Here is a 21,180-nt window from a genome sequence, read left to right as displayed (position 1 = left end):
AAGCTAAGTAAGAGGAGCCATAAGGAGGGGATGGTATGCTTCAATTGATTCGGAGAATCTTTCAGCGTCGAGTCTATCCGTATAGTGAACATGCGAATCCGCCTTCAGAGGCGGTAACTCATACTCTTAAGAAAATGGGACAAGGAGCCGAGGCTGACTTTGCATGCTTATCTTCTTTGTGCCGGATGGAGGATTTTACATACCGACGGCTTGATTCCGTGATTTGTTGCTACATTAGTACGATTATTTCTCCAGAGTTCGTAGATACGTATATCATTCAACCGTTGACCGCATCCTCTAGTGACCGCAATAAGGCATCGATGATAGAGAGGCTGAACGGTGGTGAGGTGAAGCAGATAGACGACGTTGAAGGCTGTGTAGCCAAATTGCTGCAAGGATGGGCGATTGTGCTTCATGATGAAGGAATGCCCATTGCGGTTAATGTATTCCGCGCGCCTGAGCGCTCGGTTTCTCCGTCTGAAAACGAGACGACCATTTTTGGTCCACAGGAGAATTTCATAGAATCATTGATGACAAATGTAGGGATTGTGCGTAAACGTATTAAAACGATCGATTTACGTTTGGATATTTCTTTTGTTGGAAAACGAACGCATACGATGGCAGGATTATTGTGGTTAGATGGGATTGCCAGTCCAGACAATATAGTTGAAATGAAGCGGCGCCTTGCTCTTGTACAGATTGATGGCTTGACTGATATCGCCGAATTGGCCGAGTTCATAGAAGACAATCCATATTCGCCTTTTCCGAATTTCGTATCTACTACGCAGCCGCAAAAAACCGTTTCGGCATTGTTGGATGGCAAAGTCATCGTCATGTTGGATGGTTCGCCATATGTATGGATCACGCCTAGCACATTCTGGGAGTTCTTGCAGTCACCTGATGATTATTATAATCGCTGGATGCCAGGATCTTTGTTGCGTTCTTTACGTATGGTGGGTTTGTTTGCTGCCTTATTCTTCACTGCGATTTATGTAGCTATTACGACGTTCCATTATCAGATGATTCCAAGCGATATGCTTGTTACCCTGCTGGAAACGCGATCAAAAGTCCCATTCCCTCCGTTGTACGAAGCTATGATTATGGAGGTTACGATCGAGTTTCTGCGGGAGGCCGGTGTGCGTCTGCCAACCAAAATCGGTCAGACGATCGGTATCGTAGGTGGTATCGTTATTGGCCAGGCAGCTGTTACGGCAGGATTTACGAGCAACGTTCTCATTATTGCCGTGGCGTTATCAGCGATAGCCTCGTTTGTTATTCCGTCCTACTTGATGGCGAATGCCGTGCGTACTATTCGTTATGCGTTTATTCTTCTGGCTGGTTTTTTCGGGTTTGTCGGTATTGTTATCGGATTTGCGCTCATAACTCTGCATTTGCTGGAAATGCGTTCTCTGGGGGCACCCTATCTGTCTCCGCTTGTACCTATTCGGGTAGCTGACTGGAAGGATAGTGTCATCCGCTTTCCGTTTCAACTCTTCGTCTCTCGTTCTACGTTATCTAGGTCGGAGGATGTACAGCGTCAAGAAGAGAGGCGTAACGGCAGGAAGCCCACTTGAAGGAGATTATATATGGAAAAAAGCCGAGGCATATATGAAGGTGAGTTTTCAATTGATCCGTTTTACTTATTCTTCCTCGTGAATACGATGCAAGTCGGTGTCGGAATTTTACGTGCACCGCGTATTTTGGCCGAAGACGTAGGGAATGAAGGCTGGATATCCATCATTATATGTGCGATTCTTATTCAGTTGATGATAGTGCTAATATTTTATGTACTGAGAAAGTATGAAGATATGGATCTTCTTCAGGTCAAAAGTATGCTATTTGGTAAGATACTGAGTATTCTTATTTCCTTGCTTATCGGGATGTACTATTTTCTGCTTGGCGTATTTTTGCTCCGTGATTTTATCGGTGTGCTTCAGGATTTTATTTTTCCGGTAACACCATTGCCTTATTTGTTTCTGCTTTTTCTGTGTCCGTGTTATTTGTTGTTGCGAGGAGGGATTTCTTTACTTGTCCGTTTTAGTGTCATTGTCTTTTTCTCAACGATCTGGCTTACGGTGTTTCTCGTTTATTCTTATGCACATTTTCAGTGGGAGTTTATGCTGCCGCTTTTTCATCATAGTATAAGCGAGCATGTTCAAGCGATTAAGCATATGGCGCTGGACTATTTCGGCTTTGAAATTGCATTTTTCTTCTATCCTCTTATCACTCGCAGAAAACAAGTGCTGTTATACACATCGCTTGGGCATTGGTTCACTACATTTATTTACCTTGCCATCGTTATTGGAGCGACAGGATTGTACGGAAGTGAAATGTTAAAATACCAATCCTATCCTACTATGGATATGTTCCGGTTGGTGCAGCTACCTTTTATTGAGCGTGTCGAGATTATCGGTGTTAGTACATGGGGCTTGCTTGTCCTTCAATCGGCGGCAGGGTTTATCCTTATAGGTGGAAAAGGCATTCAACACATATGGAAGAATTCATTCCTTTGCAGACCGCATGTTTTGACATTGCTCGCCTTTATCGCTCTCGTCCTAATACCGGGACGCTTTCTTGATATCGATCAGGGACTATCGTATATCGGCACCTCCTGGCTTTATCTAACGACTGCTGTCACGCTGATTCTCGTCATACTTTCATTCATAAAACGCAGAAAGGGGGCGAAAGCATGAAAGCTTTATTTCGAATGGCATTGTTAGCAGGGTGCATCCTGCTTGGCGGTTGTGCTGAGGGAGACAGAAAGGTACTTGACGAGCTGGGCTTGTTTTTGACCGCTGGGTATGATGAAATCGATCAACATACAATGAGAATTACATGCATAATGCCCGCGATACAACCCGAAGGCAGGGCATCCTCTCAGGTGATGACCGTCGCGGCCCATAGCGGCAAGGAAGCGCGCAAAAAGCTAAGCTATCTTTCTGGAAGAAGAGCTGAACCTGGTCAGCTTAAAGTTGTTATATTCGGAGAAGAGACGGCACGCCATGGCATTGCATCCGCCCTGCATCCCATTTATCGTGATCCGAGTATCGGCTCTATGATATTTGTTGGTGTCGTGAAAGGAAAGGCATATGATGCACTTAAAGTAGATGGAAAAAACAAACAATGGAATGGTTTGTATTTATATAACGTATTGCAGCAGGAAGAGAAATTGCGCGGAACGGGTATGTTTCGTCTAGGTAGTGTCATCCGGGATATGGAAACGCCAGGGCGTGCCGTTGCAGTTCCGTATATCGTCAGGAAAAAAGAGGGGGTACTGCTGGACGGGATGGCATTGTTTAACCATTCGAGGATGACGGGGAAGCTTCCTTCCAGGCTTTTACCTATGTTTGCGATATTGAACAACGTAGACTATCGGGAGGACATTACTTTCATATTGGATAAACGGACAACGCTTACATTATCTTTCGTGAAAAATTCCCGCACAAGAAGGGCGTCCTACAACTCCAAGACGCAAGAAATAACCATACACATAAAGGGGAAAGTAAAGGGGCAGGTATTGGAATACAAGGGAGAACAAATTCGAACGAAAGAACATTTGCAGGAGTTAGAGAAGAAAGTAGCTCGATCTTTGGAACAGGATGCTAGAGAAACGGTTGCCATTTTGCAAAAAGCCCGTTCAGATGCACTTGGTTTAGGAAGTTATTTAAAGGCTAGGAACATACATCCTGGTTTCAGCCAGGCATGGTGGGATAAACAATATCCGCAAATCGACGTAAAGGTAGAAATGGAAGTGGAATTGACCAGGTTAGGGCTTCTTACATAATCAAAAAGAAAAGGGGGCTGATCCAACAGGTTACTTTATATATTCCTGTTGGATCAGCCCCCTCCTGTTTTTATTATGAAGCCAGATGGGCAAATAAGCGAGCCAACTCCGCCGGGACAGGACGGCTCGTACGTGTACTGCTATCCATCGTTACGCTTGTTACGAGTGCGTCCGCCACCAGTTCGTTCCGCTGGTTGTAGATTTCCTGTTTTAACGTATAGCTTGTTCTACCAAGCCTTTCTGGTTTGGTTGTAATAATAAGCCGATCATTCTGCACACATTCTTTGCGATAATTGATCGTAATATTCACAGTAACGGTTTGAATGCCAAGCTCAAGAAATGTATCATACGGGAGGTTCGCCTGTTCATACCATTCTTCACGTCCCCATTCCAGGTATTCTAGATATTTGGCGTTATTGACATGGCCATTTACATCAATTTCTGTAGAACGAACAATGATCTCTAATGAAGCTTCCACTGTTTTCCCTCCTGTATATCGACTTTTCCCTTCATTTTACCTTCTTATAGAAGATATGCCAACTTGCGTTTTGCTTGCCAGGTGTGTGGTAATGAAGATGGAAGACATATAATAATCAGAGGTGAATGCGAACGAATGAAAGCACTGGGAAAACTCGGACTGCTCTCTCTTTTGTTGCTTCTCCTCTTAAGCGGCTTTTTCACGATAAATAAAGAAGAGAACCCACGGGCCGTACTTGCAGGCATTGTACACGACCTTCAAGAGAACGAGTGGATTTCTTCCGTATTTGCAGAAGATAAGCTGGATGTGCTTAGTGAAAAATCGGCAAGAGGGGAAGCACATCGCCAGGCCCAACAAACGCTGGACGTTTGGTCAAAGGCGGTAGGAAGTCAAAATCCGCAGCAAATGAATAACATAATGGAAAGCAATGGACAGGAAGGTATGGCACGAAGACTGGCCATGGCTCCAATATCGGATGTACAGGTGAAACTGAAAGGAGCCGGTCAGCTCATCCAGAATGGTGCTGAACGTTCACTAAACGATCTCAAAACAGAAGTGAAGTATCGGTACCGGGACGGAAAAAAGGATGAATGGTATAAGGTGGAACGCTCTTTTGACGTAAGACAGACAAAGCAGGGTACATGGAAAATTACTAATTATACGCAAATCGGTTCGCCTGCGCTTTTTGAGATGGGGGAGACAAAAACAAAAAAAACAGAGAATTTTCTGTTTCTTTACCATGATAAAAACGAAGATGATATGCCTGTTATTATGGAAGAGACAGAACAAGCTTACGAAGAAATGGGCAAGCGATTGAAGCTCAAGGGCAATCCTCCTTATCCTGTTCTCGTGTACCCTGAAGAACACTTATGGCAGGGTGGACATACGGTCGCAACGGCTTCAGGCCAATATTTCCTCAATGCCGCCGGTTATAAGGTAACAAACCAGTTCATTTCTTTGAATTTCGAAGCGCTACAGGGCTCGTCACAGGATGGTTCGGTATATACAACAGTAAAGCATGAAATCGTACACCTTTATCAATTTCCGCAATTGCCTCCATATGTACCCGTCTGGTTAATGGAAGGGATGGCGATGTACTATAGTAATGATGATATGTCATACGTTTTTGACGGGGATTTTGGACAGCGCCGCCTGCGTGAAATTGATTTGTCCAGGCTGACCGCCAGTGAGCGTCTAGGTGAGAACGGATTTGGCGTCAGTGGCCGTAAACAGCAGCAAGAATATGCATTCTCCCACGATACGGTACGCTACATTGTAGAAAGGTATGGAGAAGATACATTGCAGAAGTTGGTTGCATCATACAGCAATACGCCATGGTTTGCGATTAAAGATGATATCCCCTCCGAAGGTGAGCATGCAACTTACAAGTGGAAAAAGGTCACAAAGAGGCTGACAGATAACTATTTGAAAAAACATCTCGGTATAGACGAACACGAGCTTGAAGAGCGTGTAAAACAGTGGATCGCCGACAAGAACACAAATTGATCATATTTTTATCAAAAAAAGTTCTCAGCTATGACACGATATGGTTACAATTCTACTGTAAAGTAAAAGCATCAGGAGGTGAACGAAAGCCTTAAACGGACGGTATGCTGCTTATGTGATGAAGGAAATGAAATGACATCAAAAGACCAATAAACGAGCAAAACGCCTGTACGATACCACAGCAAAACCCTACCGTCTATAGCATAAGAAGACCAACCAATTACTTAAAATATTAATAACTAAAAAAATAATATAAGCTTCACGCTTCTTCTTCCTAGAATAACCGGTACATTTGTACCGGTTATTTTAATGGGCAAAAAAAATTCAGTCCTTCATCCCGGACGCGGATCTCTTTCTGTTCACGAATACTATAGATAGACATTCCAGACTTGCAAAACGTGCGCAAAAAATATGGTATACTAACGGGTAGAGAAGAAGACAAGGCTTGCAAAGCTGTATTCCGTATTCGATGCGCGTACGGAATGGAGGAGGAAGATAGCGTGAACGGAACAAAGGTACTTGTTGCTGACGATGATGTGAATGTGCTAGAAATCATTCGCTTGTATTTCGCTCAGCAGCAAATTGATTTAGTAGAAGCGCATAACGGGGAAGAAGCGGTACGGCTTGCGGAGGAGGAGAAGCCGGACGCGATCATTCTTGATGTGATGATGCCAAAAATGGATGGATACGAGGCATGCCGGGAAATTCGTAAGATAATGGACACACCTATTATTATGTTATCCGCAAAAGGAGAAGAGTTTGACCGGGTGCTTGGGCTTGAGCTTGGAGCGGATGATTATGTGACCAAGCCATTTAGCCCACGGGAGCTTGTTGCACGGATTAAAGCGATTTTCCGCCGAATGCAACCGCGCTCGGCAGAAGAGAAGGACACGACGCCAAACAATGCCTTGCAGTTCCAGGACCTTCATATTGATTTACAGGGACGTCAGGTGACGATAGCGGGCGAAAAAGTACAATTCCGTCCCAAAGAATTTGACTTGCTCGTATTTCTTGCTCGTTCGCAGGGCAGCGTATTTACCAGGGAGCAATTATTGGAACAAATATGGGGTTATGACTTTTTCGGTGATATTCGTACAGTGGATGTGCATGTCAAAAAAATCCGTCAGCACTTGGCGCAGCTCCCTTATGAGTGCATCCATACTGTATGGGGTGTCGGTTATAAGTTCGAGGTGGAAGCATCGTGCTCCGCGTAGTGAAAGACTGGTTTGGAGTTAGTAAAAGTATTTTCCGCAAGCTTTTGCTTAGTTACATGGTAACGGTGTTGCTTGGGCTTGGGGCACTTGGCCTCTCCATGTCTGTGCTGGCCAAGAACTATATATATGATGGTACGAAGGAAGAATTGCTACGCAAAGCGAAAAAAGTAAATCTGGCTATTCAGAATTACCCTGTACAGGCAGATCAGACAGCGGCGATGTTGGCATTTCTTGACCAGACGTTCGACACCCGCATCTGGGTGTTCAATCGACAGGGGCAGATTATTTCCACTTCGACGCAGGATGAAGTATTTATCGGCAAGTCTGTAGCGCGCTCTATCGTAGAGCAGGTTATGCAGGGCAAGGACGTTGTGCAGGATTTGAAGTTCGAGGGTCTGACCAAGCCGATGATGTCAGTAGTCGTGCCGTGGGGGCAAAAAGATGAAGTGTTCGGCGGTATTGTATTACATGCACCGGTAGAAGGCATTGAAGAGACGGTTGGAAATATGCGGGAGATGATCGTGTGGGCGACATTGTTCGGCATTTTACTGTGTACAGCGATGGTATCCTATCTCTCCTGGACGATTTCCCGACCGTTAAAGCGAATTGATGATGTTGCGTTGCAAATCGAACGAGGCAATTATAAACAGCGTGTTATCGTAGAGACGGAGGATGAAATCGGTGACCTGGCACGGACAATCAATCGAATGGCCAGCACGCTTGATCATATAGAAACGGAGCGAACCGATTTCGAAAAAACCCGTCAGGACTTTTTTGCCAACGTATCTCATGAGCTAAGAACACCGCTTACCGCGATGCAAGGATTTTTGGAAGCGCTGCAGGACGGACTGGTCGTTGATGAAATGTCACGTCAAAAGTACTACGATGTAATGTACAAAGAGACAATGCATATGAGTCGGCTCGTCAATGATTTGCTTGAGTTGGTACGTCTTGAGAAGCATGAAGTAAATCTAGTGAAGCGACCAATTGATATGGATTCGTTTTTGCGCCGAATCGTCTTTATGTTTAAGGAAGAAGCGGCCAAGCGGAATCTGGAGCTGCATCTGGATGTAGTGGTTCCGCTCCCTGCGATTATCGCTGATCCTCATCGTATTGAGCAGATTTTCATCAATCTCGTGAACAATGCGCTGAAGTTTACTGAGCAAGGGTCTGTTACTTTACGGGCTTGGGAGAAATCCGGCGGCATAGAGGTATGTGTAGAAGATACCGGTGTCGGCATTTCTGAGCATGATGTCGAGCTTATCTGGGAACGATTTTTCAAAGCTGATCGGGTACGCTCCCGTAAAGAAATGGGTACAGGTCTTGGTCTGGCTATTGTTAAAGAACTCGTAACGTTGCATCATGGAACAATTGCTGTAGATAGCAGGGTAGGCGAAGGCACGAAATTCACGGTATGGTTACCGGGTGAGACAGAACAAGAATAAGAGCAAGGGTCTTTCGTTTCGGAAACAGCATCCGTATACGATAGGCCCTTTATTTAGTGGAAAAAGACCGAGCAAGGCCGCTCGTGAATGATTCTTATTTTCTACACAAGTTAATTGTATACAAGATACTTTTTTTGTGTTATGTTCAGAATAGAATGAAAAAGGAGGCTTGAGGAGGTGCTTGAAGATTGTGTTGTATTCTTAATCGGCAAAGCTCATCAGCGTGTCTATCAGATAAGTAAGGCTGGGTTGCAACGACACGGTGTGACTCCGGTACAGTATGCTCTGCTGCATCTATTATGGGAGAAGGACGGACAGCCCGGGGCGGAGCTAGGCGAGCGGCTACGGTTGGATTCAGCGACAATAACCGGCCTATTGGACCGACTTACTCATAGCGAATTAGTAGAAAGGCGTCCGGATTCGAGAGATCGACGGATGAACCGTATCTATATTACTGAAAAGGGGCGCACGCTAGAGAAAAAGCTTAAAAAAGAGATGGAAGACATTAACCGTATGATTTTAGCCGATTTTACGCAAGAAGAAGCTAACGTGTTGAAAGATATGCTAAGCCGCCTCGGCTTGCAATAAAGTAATGGGGGGAGATTATGAAATGCAGATAAAGGATCTAAAAGATACGATCATGGGGCCGTTAGGTATTGAGATGGGGGAGATGACACCGGAGCGAGTAACAGCAACGATGCCAGTGAACGCGAACACGCACCAGCCATTTGGGCGACTGCATGGAGGCGCTTCCGTCGTGTTAGCTGAGACGGTAGCCAGCATGGGAACGTGGAATCTTATCGACCAAGAGAATGAGATGGCAGTTGGACTTGAGATTAATGCTAATCATATCCGAGGCAAACAGGATGGTATCGTAACCGCTATCGCTACTCCGTTGCATAAAGGGCGAACTACAATGGTGTGGGATATAAAAATTGTGGATGAGGAAGATAAGCTAATTTGTGTATCGCGTTGCACGGTTGCGATTATAAAACAGAAGCAGTAGCGGAAGCAGGTAGTTTTTTGATTCGAAGTAAGAACAGTAGAAGGGGACATGACGTTGGAAAAAGAATCTAGCACCTTTTTCAGGCTAGATCGCAGAGCATTTCCAACGTCTATCTCCATCTTTTCCTACTTATCTATTTTTCTTCAATCGTAATTGTTTTAATAAATGTATCTTCTTCCGGGAAGCTAAGTTCTCCTGCCATGCTTGGTCCAACAGGAGTATTAGAAATTTTGTCTACAGTATCCATTCCGTCTACTATTTTTCCGAAGATGGTGTAGTTAGGCTGAGAGTTCAAATTTTCTACATCAGATCCATTTCCAATAAAGAACTGACTTCCGTTTGTGTTAGATCCTGAATTGGCCATCGCAACAATCCCTTTTTCGTATTTATACTTGGAAGATAGCTCATCTTCAAATCTGTATCCGGGACTACCTGAGCCAATTTGCGGGTTATCTTTTAATTTTTGTACACTGCCTTTGGCAAGTGGATCACCTGCCTGAATCATGAAATTTTTCACAATCCGGTGGAAGACAATACCATCATAAAATTTCTCCCGTGAAAGGAATACGAAGTTGTTGACTGTCTTTGGCGCATCTTTTGCAAACAGTTCAATAGAGAATTTTCCTTTGTTCGTCTCTACATGAGCAATATATGTTTTATTCTGATCAATCTGCATAGCCGGTGGCTTGTCCCATTGCTTGGCAGATTGCTTTGCTTCTTCTGTAGCAGGTGGATTTTGCTGCGCTTTTCCCTGAGCAGAGCAAGCGGTTGTTGTTCCTATAATTGCCGCAAGGGCAAGTGTTGTCAGTAGAATACCTTTTTTCTTCATAGTGTTCCCTCTAGCTTTCCTTATTGGTTTATTTTTGCAGTTGCTGTGGCACGACTGGACGCATAATCAGTTGGTTCATAATGATATGCTCTGGCGCCGCCGCCATTTGATAGGCCATATACGCTACTTCTTCTGGTCGCAGTGCATAGTCTTTCGGTTCGCCCTGGCTGAAATGTGTCTGTACCGAACCGGGGCAGATAACGGATACTTTGACATTGTGCGGTTTTAGCTCTTGTGTTAATACATCGTTGAAGGCCATCAGACCGAATTTTGATGCACAGTATCCGCCGCCGCCCGGGAATGTAACCGTCCCTGCGACACTCGAAATATTGATAATATGGCCGCTTTTTCGCTTTATCATGTGTGGCGCAGTGTATTTTGTGCAGAGGAATACGCCTTTCAGGTTGACGTTCATCATCTCATCCCATTGTGCTTCCGTTAGTTCGTGAATCATCCCGAAATGGCCAAGACCCGCATTATTGATAAGCACATCGATATGTTCTTCCTCGCGTATGACTTGCCCGATAAGACTCTCGACTGCCTCCGCGTCTGAGACGTCACATGGGGCGGGAAGAATACGGCCCTTTTTGCCATTTGCTTCGTCTGCGAGCTCTTTGAGCAACGCCGCACTTCGGGCAACAGCGTAGACCGTAGCTCCCTTTTCTGCGAACAATGTGCTCATGGCGCGTCCAATTCCTTTGCTTGCGCCCGTAATGAGTGCGACCTTGTTATGTAAGGATTGCAACTCCATTTCCTTCGCCTCCTTTCCCTTTATTTTACCATACTTTTCGAATGACGAAATTTACGGAAAAAGACGATTATTTAACCTAAAGTATGATAAAATGTTCGTGTTAAGTTCGAACATCATTCAATCACAGATTACACTAGTCGGAGGAGCTGGAGAAGAGGAATGTTTCGTACAATTTTATTTGACGTAGACGGAGTTTTACTAAGTGAGGAGCGTTATTTTGACGCTTCGGCACTAACGGTGTGGGAGATGCTGTACAGCCCTAAATATGTAGGCATTGGCGGTGATACATTTGAACCGGCGCCACAAGAGGAGACGATTCGTCGTGTACGTGCCGAAGTTTTCGCCGATGATAATGTGTTGGATTTCGTTAAGACGCGAGGAATTAACGCCAACTGGGATATGGTATACCTAGCATTCTCTTATCAACTGGTGCTTCTGTTGACTGAATTACACAAGACGAAGCCAGAAGAGGTTCGAGCGATTCTTACATCGCAAATTCACCGCGAAGCAATTGCAAAAGTAAAAAAATTGGCGCAAGGTGTAGATTTTACAGTCGATTATGCCGCATTCGTGGCCGACTTCGAGAAAAGTACAGTAGAGAAGCAAGCGTTGCTTGTATATCTAAACGAGATTGTACGGGAGAAGACAGGCATCGAGACGGATATTTTCTCGCGTAACAGTGAACTGTGGGATCTGTGCCAGGAGACATTCCAGGAGTGGTATCTCGGTGATCGCTTGGTAGCTGATTCAATTGGTCGTCCCTCATATCAGGAAGGAAAGAAAGGTTTCCTAGACGATGAGATTCCGATTGTTGAGCCAGCCAAAATGGCCGAAGTGTTGGCTGAGCTGAAAAATCGCGGCTATGACCTTGGTATTGGTACGGGACGTCCACGCATCGAAACGATAGAGCCGCTAAAGGCGATGGGGCTGCTGCAATATTTTAACCCGAACCGTATCGTAACTGCGAGCGATGTGTTGGATACGGAGAAACGTTATCCGGAGCGTGCACCGCTCGCCAAGCCACAGCCATACTGCTACATCAAGGGAATGCTTGGTATGGATTGCCATGATGATGAATGCTTCAGTTTGCCGCTGCCGATCGAGAACGGTGAAGAAGTCCTTGTTGTAGGAGATTCGGTGGCCGACTACATGGCTGCACGCAGCATCGGCTGCAAGTTTGCGGCTACGCTAACCGGTTTGACTGGGCAGGAAGCACGTGCCAAGTTTGAAGAGTTGCAGGCTGATTATATCCTTGACGACATGACATACATTCTGACCATTCTGTAAAAACAGAGCGGGAGGGCGCGCAGGCGGTAAAAGCCTGCGCGTCTTTTTCTTGAAATTGGGATGAGAGTAGAGGGAAAGGCCTACGTCGGGGTAAAGTAATATGGATAGAAGAAAACATGAAAGGGGAATGAATATGAGCGTGTATACATACGAAGCAAAAACCATTCGTGGAGCAGACAAGAGGCTGTCGGAATATAAGGGGCATGTGCTGTTGATTGTAAATACAGCTAGCAAATGTGGCTTTACACCACAATATAAAGACTTGCAGGAGTTATATGAAACATACCATGATCAAGGTTTGGAAGTACTAGGATTTCCGAGTAATCAGTTTATGGGACAGGAGCCGGGAACAAATGAGGAAATCGAGCAATTCTGCGAGGTTAATTACGGTGTTACGTTCCCAATGTTTGCGAAAACCGATGTCAAAGGGTCAAATGCTCATCCGTTGTTTCAATATTTAACAAAAAGTGCACCAGGTCTTCTCTCCAAAGAAGTAAAATGGAATTTCACGAAGTTTTTAGTAAATAAAAAGGGGAACGTTGTAAAGCGATATGCGCCTACCACCAATCCGAAAAACATTGTAAAAGACATTGAACGCTTGTTAGCAGAATAATAGTTTACATGATACATAATAAAATTCCCCTTTCTTCTTACGTGAAGAAAGGGGGATAAACAATTAAGTTCTACAGTTCGATTTGTGTTACGCTTTTGATTTCATTTAGCTCGCCCAGCGTATCGAGTACATCAGGGTTCACTTCTTTATCTACAGTCAGAAGCATAATCGCTTGACCGCCAATATCACGACGACCTACTTGCATCGTTGCGATGTTTACGTCGTTATTGCCGAGAAGAGTACCTACACGGCCAATGGCGCCTGGACGGTCATTATGGTGTACAAGCAGCAGGTTGCCCTGTGGTACCAGGTCGATGGAATAGCCGTCAATTTTTACAATGCGCGGGCCATAGCCGTTCAACAGTGTACCGGCGACTGTTCTTTCTTCCTGGTTTGTTTTCAATGTAACGGTAACCAGGTTATTGAATCCGCCACCGTACGTGGATTTCTGTTCTGTCACATGAATATCACGGTTTTTCGCCAGAGTCGGAGCGTTGACATAGTTAGCTGCTGCACCCAGATGGTAGGCAAGGATGCCTTTCAGCGTCGTACGGGTCAGTGCTGCTGTGTCGAAATCATTCAGCTCGCCGGAATAAGTTACGATTACTTCTTTCAGGCCGCCTACTGCGATTTGTGCGATAAAAGATCCAAGTTTTTCGTTTAGCTCGAAGTATGGTTTTACTTTTTCCAGAACAGTAGCCGGGATAGATGGCAGGTTGACCGCGTTTTTGAACGGCTCATCATGCAGAATGTGCAGGATTTCTTCAGATACGTCGATCGCCACGTTTTCCTGCGCTTCTATGGTGGAAGCACCAAGATGCGGTGTTGCGATGACTTGCGGCAACTTCAGAAGCGGGTTATCCAATGGCGGCTCCTCTTCAAAAACATCGAGTGCAGCGCCAGCTACTTTTCCGCTTATAATCGCTTCGTACAACGCTTTTTCATTGATGATGCCGCCGCGTGCACAGTTAACGATGCGTACGCCATCCTTCATTTTTTCAAACTCTTTTGTGTTAATGATATATTTCGTATCTTTTGTAAGCGGTGTATGCACGGTAATGAAGTCCGCTTGTTTTACGACATCTTCGAGTGTACCGAATTTTACACCCAGCTTGTCGGCGCGTTCCTGAGTCAAGAACGGATCGTAGGCGATAACTGTCATATTGAACGCTTTGGCACGCTTGGCGACTTCGGCGCCGATACGTCCTAAGCCAACAACACCAAGCACTTTATTATTCAATTCCACGCCTGTGAATGATTTGCGGTCCCATTCGCCATCCATGAGCTTTTTGTATGCCGGCGGAATGCGGCGAGCAAGTCCCATAATCATTGCAAAAGAATGTTCAGCAGTAGAAATCGTATTTCCGTCTGGAGCATTAATAACAACAATACCTGCATTAGTGGCAGCGGTCAGGTCGATATTGTCCACGCCGACACCAGCACGTCCGATTGCTTTTAATTTTTTGCCAGCTTCGATGACAGCAGGCGTTACTTTCGTTTGGCTACGTACGAGCAATGCATCGTACTCTCCGATAATACTAATTAATTCTGCTTCGGAAAGACCGGTTTTGCGGTCTACCTGAACATCTTCTGCATCCAATAGTTTCTGAATTCCGAATTCGCTCAATGGGTCGCTAACTAATACTTTAAACATGTAATCTACACCTCCGCGGCGCTTGGCGCCTTTTCCCCTGAAATATATTTTTTGGTAATAAAAAAGCCCTTCGTGCTCACTGCATTCTTGTATCTTGCAGTGAGGGACGAAAGGCTTGATTTCGCGGTACCACCCTCATTCGCCACTGTCTCGCAACAGCGGCCTCTACCGGTCCTAATCGAGCGGACCGTTGCCCGTAACGGGGCTTCCGTTCAGGCCTACTTCTTCCGGTTCAGCCTGACAGCTCGGGAGCGCTCAAAAAGCAGGGGATTCACCGGTTCGCAGCAACCACCGGCTCTCTGGGGAATCGCGTCTGCAATCTCTCTCCGTCTTCGCTATTATGAATATTGTTTGTTGTCTGAGATTAATTTACCATGTTAAAATAAAGGAGTCAAGCGTTTTAGAGTTAAAAACTTAACATTTTTTTATTTTTCTTTGTTAATGTTCGGTTTTAGCTCGAATCTTTATTTTTAATTCTACCAAGTTGCCGCACAGATGTAAAGCCGTTTTGTGTGACTGACTCGTTAAAGAATTATGAAAGTATAGATTTTATATAAATTACACTTGATATTTTGACAGTGGAGTGTGGTTGGAGGTAGGAGATTCGGAAAAAAGAAGAGGGTGGATGCGCCCTGCGATCCGGTAGAAGAAAGGGCAGCGTGTCTTTTTCCGACCGCTCCCACCTACCGCCCTTCCTTCTTTTCTTACCTCCCATCATAAACATTTGTCGATTGATCAAATCAGATGTATACAGCATCGAATGACTCGTATAAAATCGTGCGAAAATAAGAGTTGCATGATAAAGTAATAGGATACTATGAATCATATACAAAGCATGAGGAGGGCATGAGAGTGGAGATTAGAAAACTGCGCGGCCACCATTTGCTGTGCGTGCATGGCTTTCAAGGCATGGGATATAGCCCTTCATTTGTGGAAAAAATGAGTGAAATTGTCGAGCAAATCCGAGATCCGGAAAGCGATATTTGGCTAGAGATAACAATTGGTTTTGATGAGGTGTGCAATGCTTGTCCGCATCAGGGAGAGACGAGGTGCGAAGCTGACGAAGCTTCGGATATGCATGTGAAACAAATGGATGCAAGGGTTATCCACCATCTTGAATTGGAGACCGATGCAACATACCGTAAAAGATGGCTTGTCCGTCGTACGGCCAATATGGTGGAACCTGATGACTTGGAGGAACTGTGTGCCGGTTGCTCATGGCTTCCCTATGGAGTTTGCAAAGAAGGTATCCGCAAGTTGAGAGCGGTACACGACATTTTAGAATAGGCAGAAAAGACAAATAAGAAGAAAAACCTCCCGCTTTGGGAGGTTTTACGTATGTACAGTTATGCGGTCGGAATTACTTTGTTTCCGCGTAGCGTTGGATGCATTCCTCGATAAGTTGGGCTGCTTTTTCTGCGCCTTCCCAGCCTTCGATTTTCGTTTCTTTGTTTTCAAGATCTTTGTAGCGCTCGAAGAAATACGAGATTTCTTTTGTGATGTGCGCAGGAATATCGTCTAAGGATTTTACATCGTTCCAGCGTGGATCATCAACCGGCACGCCTAGTAATTTTTCGTCTTGGCCCTTGTCATCGGACATAACGAGCACGCCGATAATGCGGGTAGAGATAACGCAGCCCGGAAAAGTCGGGAATGTAGTCAGCACAAGCGCATCTAGCGGGTCGCCATCGAGTGCCAACGTGTTTTCCAAATAACCGTACTCGGTCGGATAATGCATAGGGGCGAAAAGTACGCGGTCCAGACGGAATACGCCTGCTTCTTTATCGAATTCGTATTTATTCTGGCTTCCAGCTGGAATTTCTACGAATACGTCAACTACTTTGTTTTCAAAAGCCATGAAGATTCCTCCTTTTTTTTCATTAGGTTGTCCACCATGGGATACTGATTCATTATAGCAAGTTCTATTTCATAAGAAAAGAATATCATAAGGAGGAGACGGGAGATGGATTTTTTAATCGGATGTGCCGGTAGCTTATTCATCGCAGGAGCGGCATATGTTAAACGGTCGCTTTCGACCAGCGGAGCGGTCGCTGCAGTGTTGCTTGGAACGCTAATATATGCGCTTGGCGATATGCGATGGTACGGCCTTTTGCTTGCATTTTTTATTTCATCAAGCTTATTATCGCACCGAAAAAAAGAGGCGAAAAAAGATGTGGAAGATTTGTTTGCGAAAAGTGGGACGCGTGATTGGTTGCAAGTAATGGCGAACGGTGGTCTGGGGCTTGTAGCAGTACTTAGCGCCTTTTTTTGGGGTGGGGCAGATGGGTGGTATATGTTCTATATCGGCGTGATAGCGGCTGTGACAAGCGATACGTGGGCTACTGAAATCGGTGTGCTGGCCAAAGGAAAACCGCGCCATGTGCTTACGTGGCGCAAGGTGGAGCCTGGTACGTCGGGCGGTGTAAGTGGTCTGGGGCTTTTGGCTTCCCTTGCAGGAGGTATTTTTATCGGGAGTTTAGCGATGCTTTTTGTGTGGCTGATACAGCAGGAGTGGACATTTTCGTATATCGCTGCCGGAGCATTTGGCGGTATGGTGGGAAGTCTGGCAGATAGCGCAATCGGCGCGGTCTGGCAGCGGATGTACCGTTGTGAAGTATGCGGGAAGGAGACGGAGCGCTCGGAGCATTGTGGTCAGCCGACCTGCGTAATAAAAGGGTACGCATGGTGTACAAACGATGTGGTGAACATACTAGCATCGCTTGTGGGCGGCGCGGTTGCCGTTTGGTGGCGTTGAAATTGGAATAGAACATAAAAAGGAGCGATTGCATACCGCTCCTTTTTACGTTTTCGTCTGCCGTACTGACGTTTTTTTCATTTGGTCGCGTTCTTCCTGTGATAAAACACCTATCATGTACAGCAATTCCGTTACTTTTTCAATACGTCCGGTTCTTCGCGGCTTTCTCATATACATGCCTCCCGGCTGATAGATTGTTATAATTTTATTATACTCAATAGTTTTGTGTACGTGCAACATTTAACTTTCTAAAATAGTCTATTTGTTTTGATTTTTAACCCGCTATTGCTGTAGGAATCAGTGTAGCAATGCTTATAGGTAGAGGATAGAAAAATAAAAATCCAGGTCAGCGCATATGCACCTCACCTGGATTTCTCTATATTGGAACGGTCTGTTTTTGTACGATGATCTTTACATGAATTTCTTGCGTAAGAACCACCACATCCACCAAGAGAGTGCAGCTAACAGAAGAAAGATAGCCACGGTCATATAAGGCGAATCCTGGAATGGAAGTGGTACATTCATGCCGAAAAATCCAGTCAAGAAAGTCAATGGCAGCATAATTGTTGAAATAGCTGTTAGGATGTTCAGATTTTCCGTTGTTTTTGCGCTGACGATGGAATAGTATGTTTCAAGGGCGCTGTTTACGAGATCTTTAAACGTCTCCGTCGAGTCAGCGATTCGTTCAAGATGATCTTTCAAATCGATATAAAACGGTATGTTATCTTCTTGAATCGGAAACAGCCAGTGCCCATTCGTAGTGGCAAACACACGCTTCTGTGGCAGAATGACGCGCCGAATGAGAATCAGTGTCCGTTTTAGAGCAAGAAATTCTTCAGTTACCAGTTCCATATCATGTTCGTACATTTCGTCCTCGACTTCGTCAATCCGGATACTAATACGATCAAGAATTGGGAAGTACTCATCCGTAATCCCATCAATAATCGAATACAGCAAATAATCCGCTCCGCGATTCATGTACTCCTTGCTTTTTAGGCAAGCGGCGGCAATTCGTCCAATCGACGGCATCGGACGCTTGTGGATCGTTACGACGTAATTCGGACCCATAAATACGTTCAATTCGATTGTTGTAATCTCATTATCGCTTTCCTCATGGTAGCGTAACGCGTGGAATACGAAGAAATGATAGTCTTCATAATCATCTACCTTTGCCCGAGGGCTGTGCTGTAGACAGTCTTCAATAGCCAGCGGGTGAAAGTTGAACAGTTTGGCCACATAATGCAACTCTTGATTGCTTGTATTAAACAAATCAATCCAGAGCAAATCTTCACTGGAATGAAGAAATTCGTCGATTTTATTCAAGTCCACATCGTGGAGCATTTCCTGACTGGAATGGTTGTAGAAATATGTCTTAATCAAGCCAATCCCTCCCCCTTCCCATTCTCATAAAAAAAGCCTCTCCTGTACGTAGTATGCCCAGGAGAGACTTTGGTTTTAAGCCACAAACGCAAAGAAGGAACGCATACGAAAGAAAAATTCGTACGTTCCTTTCATTCCCCCTGGTTGAGCTTTGGCACAGAACAACGTAGAGTTCCTGGGACTCAGCCACCTTAAGTAGAGCCTTAATCCGGCAATACCTGTTCTACCCATTGGCGTCTTTCGACGTTTCCGGGCAGTGGCCTGTGTTTGAACTGGAGCCTCGCCTAACGAGAATGGTTATGAATGTTTTCAACACATTCTAGGATATAAGCAATCAGGGAAGTTGTCAAATGTCTTATATACATCTGATTTGATCAATCGACAAATGTTTATGATGGGAGGTAAGAAAAGAAGGAAGGGCGGTGGGCGGGAACGGTCGGAAAAAGACACGCTGCCCTTTCTTCTGCCGGATCGCAGGGCGCATCCACCCTCTTCTTTTTTCTGAATCTTCTACCTCCAACCACACTCCACTGTCAAAATATCAAGTGTAATTTATATAGTTTCATTGATCCGATCCACGTGGTAATACTAATCATTGAGCTATGCTTTGTAGAATACGTCGGAGGAGAGCCATGGACAAACCGCAAGTTCAAGAAAAAAAAGTAGAGGCGGCACTTTGCCAATTTTTGTTTCCTTTTTCTATTCGTGAAGGCTGCCAGTCCTCACTGCAAAAAGAACTCAAAGAAAGCGGGTTCGACTATTTTCACCTGGACAAAGAAGAGCAAGAAGAGAAGTATTATGGTCCATCGCATCGTGTTTCCCATCGTGGTCTGGAGCGCTATTATTTACCGTTTGCTAGCAATATTTTGTTTCCTCATTCTGAAAAAGAGCGGGGGTTCCAGCGCTATTCCCGAAAGATGGAGATGGATGCAAAAGTACGCCTCGACGAAACCGAACTGAGTTTTATACTTCACTCGGTTGACATTACGTTGTGTCCATTTAATCTTGGGTTCGTCACGATGCGCATCGAACTTACTAAAGAGGGGCTTACATATACACAGGCGCTGGAGTTTATTAAGCAGTTCAGACAGTTGGAGAACGTGCTTAAGAAGAAAGACTATCCGATCGTTTGTTACCGGGATATGGAATACAAAGAGGTGGAGAGCTTTCTGTTTACGGAGGTAGCTCCTGCTATTAGGCCATACCTTGATGAAGTAAATCCGGATAAAGCCTATTTCGAGACGTTGTCATTTTTCGTGGATGAGCGAATGTATGCCCAGGTTTTTTTTGCGTTTGCGGAAGGAGAGGAATTGAACAAAGTGGATGTGTACCGGGCCGGACAACTAAACGGGATGGACTCGGAAGGGAAGCCGCATGTGAGTGCGCACAACATGCAATACATCGAAGAATATTGCCACACGCATGTATATAGCCGCTGGGCACCCTACACATACTTTGTCGTCGATGATGACGCATTCGTTTGTTTAACGAAAGAGAGGCGGGAGCAGGCGGATAAGCTTGCCGACCAGATGTATGGCGAATATTATTACAGTTTGCTCTTGAATTTTTTTCATAAAATCGTGTTGTTAAAGCTTTCAGTACAATACCCGGCAGTGCGTGTCGATAAGGATAATGAAGATATCGGAGAATTAATTCGTTCCATTACTGAATTCGATTCCAAATACTTTTTTGTGGAGACGATGTCTCAAACACAAGGCAAGGAGCTTTTCGGCTTGCTTCGTATCGTATTCCGAAATAACGATTTATACGAAGATGTTAAAAGTACGCTGGGCAGGTTGTTTCAATACCAGGAAAAGTTCACTTCAAAAAGAAATAATCATCTGCTGATGATCCTTACAATTTATACTGTTATCGGCGGAATTTACGGGATGAACCAGGTTATCGAAGATTTGAAGGGGGATATAGATTGGAGTAAGATGCTCACGTATTCATTTTTCGAATATATTGCGCTATTCGTTACGTTCAGTGGTCTGGTAGTTGCTGCGGTAATGGGTATTAACGCGCTGGTGAGATGGGTACAGGAGTTAGCCCGCACTAGGCGCCGAAGATGAATACGTACCAGAAAAAGCCTAACCACGGAAGGTTAGGCTTTTATTGCTGCTGAAAGGTATAATTCAAATAAGCCGCTTCCTACTCTTCCACTTTAATGGAGTCAGTCGGGCAACCTTCGGATGCATCGCGAACATCATCAAACAGGATATCCGGGATTTCAGCAGTATTAGTATTGTCGTCGATTTTGTTGAAAGCGATGCCTTCATCATCGTAATCAAATACATCAGGAGCGGTTGCACCACAAGCTCCGCAAGCAATACAAGTGTCTTTGTCCACCCAAGTTGTCATTCTCTCTTCACCTCCAGAATTTCTGAGAAAAGATATTTGTCCACTTCTCATACATCATTTTAAACATTGTACTTATGAATATCAAGATGGTTAATAAAAAATAATGAAAGGACTGGA

At 44.8% G+C, this 21,180-nt stretch carries 23 protein-coding genes, 1 riboswitch and 1 other annotated feature; of the genes, 14 read left to right on the top strand and 9 right to left on the bottom strand.

Annotated elements, in window-relative coordinates; genetic code table 11:
- Positions 1-35: 35 nt before the first annotated feature.
- Genes AF333_RS24170 through AF333_RS24160 form a run of 3 tightly spaced genes read left to right on the top strand, consistent with a single transcriptional unit; the run spans position 36 to position 3,784 of the window.
- Positions 36-1,574 (top strand): spore germination protein, encoded by a 1,539-nt coding sequence (locus AF333_RS24170; protein ID WP_052812334.1) that lies wholly within the window; start codon positions 36-38, stop codon positions 1,572-1,574.
- A 12-nt stretch (positions 1,575-1,586) separates the two neighbouring features.
- Positions 1,587-2,693: a GerAB/ArcD/ProY family transporter gene (locus tag AF333_RS24165; protein ID WP_043067992.1), complete on the top strand. Its 1,107-nt coding sequence runs from the start codon at positions 1,587-1,589 to the stop codon at positions 2,691-2,693.
- On the top strand, positions 2,690-3,784 hold the full coding sequence (locus AF333_RS24160) for a Ger(x)C family spore germination protein (protein WP_043067991.1): 1,095 nt from the start codon (positions 2,690-2,692) through the stop codon (positions 3,782-3,784). The genes AF333_RS24165 and AF333_RS24160 overlap by 4 nt, the downstream gene beginning before the upstream one ends.
- A gap of 73 nt (positions 3,785-3,857) precedes the next feature.
- Here AF333_RS24160 and AF333_RS24155 read toward each other — a convergent pair whose 3' ends face one another.
- Positions 3,858-4,262 (bottom strand): acyl-CoA thioesterase, encoded by a 405-nt coding sequence (locus AF333_RS24155; RefSeq protein ID WP_043067990.1) that lies wholly within the window; start codon positions 4,260-4,262, stop codon positions 3,858-3,860.
- Positions 4,263-4,397: 135 nt separating this feature from the next.
- Between AF333_RS24155 and AF333_RS24150 the strand changes: the two genes are divergently transcribed.
- The 5 genes from AF333_RS24150 (at position 4,398) to AF333_RS24130 (ending at position 9,433) form a co-directional block, all read left to right on the top strand.
- Entirely contained in the window at positions 4,398-5,768 is a 1,371-nt protein-coding gene (locus tag AF333_RS24150) for a gluzincin family metallopeptidase (protein WP_043067989.1), read from the top strand.
- A 500-nt stretch (positions 5,769-6,268) separates the two neighbouring features.
- Positions 6,269-6,982: a response regulator transcription factor gene (locus AF333_RS24145; protein ID WP_043067988.1), complete on the top strand. Its 714-nt coding sequence runs from the start codon at positions 6,269-6,271 to the stop codon at positions 6,980-6,982.
- On the top strand, positions 6,970-8,427 hold the full coding sequence (locus AF333_RS24140; RefSeq protein WP_235355981.1) for a sensor histidine kinase: 1,458 nt from the start codon (positions 6,970-6,972) through the stop codon (positions 8,425-8,427). The genes AF333_RS24145 and AF333_RS24140 overlap by 13 nt, the downstream gene beginning before the upstream one ends.
- Positions 8,428-8,604: 177 nt before the next feature.
- A complete protein-coding gene (locus AF333_RS24135) occupies positions 8,605-9,015 on the top strand; it encodes a MarR family winged helix-turn-helix transcriptional regulator (protein WP_043067987.1) in 411 nt (136 codons plus the stop codon).
- A 22-nt stretch (positions 9,016-9,037) separates the two neighbouring features.
- On the top strand, positions 9,038-9,433 hold the full coding sequence (locus AF333_RS24130; RefSeq protein ID WP_043067986.1) for a hotdog fold thioesterase: 396 nt from the start codon (positions 9,038-9,040) through the stop codon (positions 9,431-9,433).
- A 133-nt stretch (positions 9,434-9,566) separates the two neighbouring features.
- Here AF333_RS24130 and AF333_RS24125 read toward each other — a convergent pair whose 3' ends face one another.
- Both AF333_RS24125 and AF333_RS24120 read right to left on the bottom strand, forming a co-directional pair.
- Positions 9,567-10,262: a peptidylprolyl isomerase gene (locus AF333_RS24125; RefSeq protein WP_043067985.1), complete on the bottom strand. Its 696-nt coding sequence runs from the start codon at positions 10,260-10,262 to the stop codon at positions 9,567-9,569.
- A gap of 28 nt (positions 10,263-10,290) precedes the next feature.
- Positions 10,291-11,013 (bottom strand): SDR family oxidoreductase, encoded by a 723-nt coding sequence (locus AF333_RS24120; RefSeq protein ID WP_043067984.1) that lies wholly within the window; start codon positions 11,011-11,013, stop codon positions 10,291-10,293.
- Between the two features lie 159 nt (positions 11,014-11,172).
- Here AF333_RS24120 and AF333_RS24115 point away from each other — a divergent pair, with 159 nt between their 5' ends.
- Together AF333_RS24115 and AF333_RS24110 are read left to right on the top strand one after the other, a co-directional pair.
- A complete protein-coding gene (locus tag AF333_RS24115; protein ID WP_043067983.1) occupies positions 11,173-12,300 on the top strand; it encodes an HAD family hydrolase in 1,128 nt (375 codons plus the stop codon).
- A 133-nt stretch (positions 12,301-12,433) separates the two neighbouring features.
- A complete protein-coding gene (locus AF333_RS24110; RefSeq protein ID WP_043067982.1) occupies positions 12,434-12,913 on the top strand; it encodes a glutathione peroxidase in 480 nt (159 codons plus the stop codon).
- 70 nt (positions 12,914-12,983) lie between these two features.
- Here AF333_RS24110 and serA read toward each other — a convergent pair whose 3' ends face one another.
- Complete coding sequence (serA, locus tag AF333_RS24105) at positions 12,984-14,567, bottom strand: phosphoglycerate dehydrogenase (protein WP_043067981.1); 1,584 nt, start codon at positions 14,565-14,567, stop codon at positions 12,984-12,986.
- A gap of 99 nt (positions 14,568-14,666) precedes the next feature.
- Positions 14,667-14,909 (bottom strand) — a binding site (T-box leader).
- A 190-nt stretch (positions 14,910-15,099) separates the two neighbouring features.
- Positions 15,100-15,306, bottom strand: a complete 207-nt coding sequence (locus AF333_RS36285) for a hypothetical protein (protein ID WP_235496922.1) — start codon at positions 15,304-15,306, stop codon at positions 15,100-15,102.
- A gap of 107 nt (positions 15,307-15,413) precedes the next feature.
- Here AF333_RS36285 and AF333_RS24100 point away from each other — a divergent pair, with 107 nt between their 5' ends.
- On the top strand, positions 15,414-15,854 hold the full coding sequence (locus AF333_RS24100) for a DUF1284 domain-containing protein (RefSeq protein WP_264760723.1): 441 nt from the start codon (positions 15,414-15,416) through the stop codon (positions 15,852-15,854).
- Positions 15,855-15,927: 73 nt separating this feature from the next.
- Here the strand turns inward: AF333_RS24100 and AF333_RS24095 are convergent, their stop codons facing one another.
- A complete protein-coding gene (locus AF333_RS24095; RefSeq protein ID WP_040301653.1) occupies positions 15,928-16,425 on the bottom strand; it encodes an inorganic diphosphatase in 498 nt (165 codons plus the stop codon).
- Between the two features lie 105 nt (positions 16,426-16,530).
- Between AF333_RS24095 and AF333_RS24090 the strand changes: the two genes are divergently transcribed.
- A complete protein-coding gene (locus AF333_RS24090; RefSeq protein WP_043067979.1) occupies positions 16,531-17,322 on the top strand; it encodes a DUF92 domain-containing protein in 792 nt (263 codons plus the stop codon).
- 45 nt (positions 17,323-17,367) lie between these two features.
- Here AF333_RS24090 and AF333_RS37005 read toward each other — a convergent pair whose 3' ends face one another.
- Complete coding sequence (locus tag AF333_RS37005) at positions 17,368-17,493, bottom strand: hypothetical protein (RefSeq protein ID WP_255322327.1); 126 nt, start codon at positions 17,491-17,493, stop codon at positions 17,368-17,370.
- Positions 17,494-17,733: 240 nt separating this feature from the next.
- Entirely contained in the window at positions 17,734-18,702 is a 969-nt protein-coding gene (locus AF333_RS24085) for a magnesium transporter CorA family protein (protein ID WP_043067978.1), read from the bottom strand.
- 129 nt (positions 18,703-18,831) lie between these two features.
- Positions 18,832-19,001, bottom strand: a riboswitch (M-box (ykoK) riboswitch).
- A 71-nt stretch (positions 19,002-19,072) separates the two neighbouring features.
- Here AF333_RS24085 and AF333_RS37000 point away from each other — a divergent pair.
- Positions 19,073-19,207 carry a hypothetical protein gene (locus AF333_RS37000; protein ID WP_268753640.1) on the top strand — a complete coding sequence of 45 codons (135 nt, stop codon included), beginning with the start codon at positions 19,073-19,075 and terminating at the stop codon, positions 19,205-19,207.
- A gap of 127 nt (positions 19,208-19,334) precedes the next feature.
- The gene (locus AF333_RS24080) at positions 19,335-20,774 is read left to right on the top strand and encodes a magnesium transporter CorA family protein (RefSeq protein ID WP_043067977.1); all 1,440 of its coding nucleotides are present in this window, start codon (positions 19,335-19,337) and stop codon (positions 20,772-20,774) included.
- A 79-nt stretch (positions 20,775-20,853) separates the two neighbouring features.
- Here the strand turns inward: AF333_RS24080 and AF333_RS24075 are convergent, their stop codons facing one another.
- A complete protein-coding gene (locus AF333_RS24075; protein WP_043067976.1) occupies positions 20,854-21,063 on the bottom strand; it encodes a ferredoxin in 210 nt (69 codons plus the stop codon).
- Positions 21,064-21,180: the final 117 nt, after the last annotated feature.

It is taken from the genome of Aneurinibacillus migulanus (genome assembly GCF_001274715.1).
Classification (GTDB): Bacteria; Bacillota; Bacilli; order Aneurinibacillales; family Aneurinibacillaceae; genus Aneurinibacillus; species Aneurinibacillus migulanus.
This window is presented reverse-complemented; position numbering and strand designations above follow the sequence as displayed.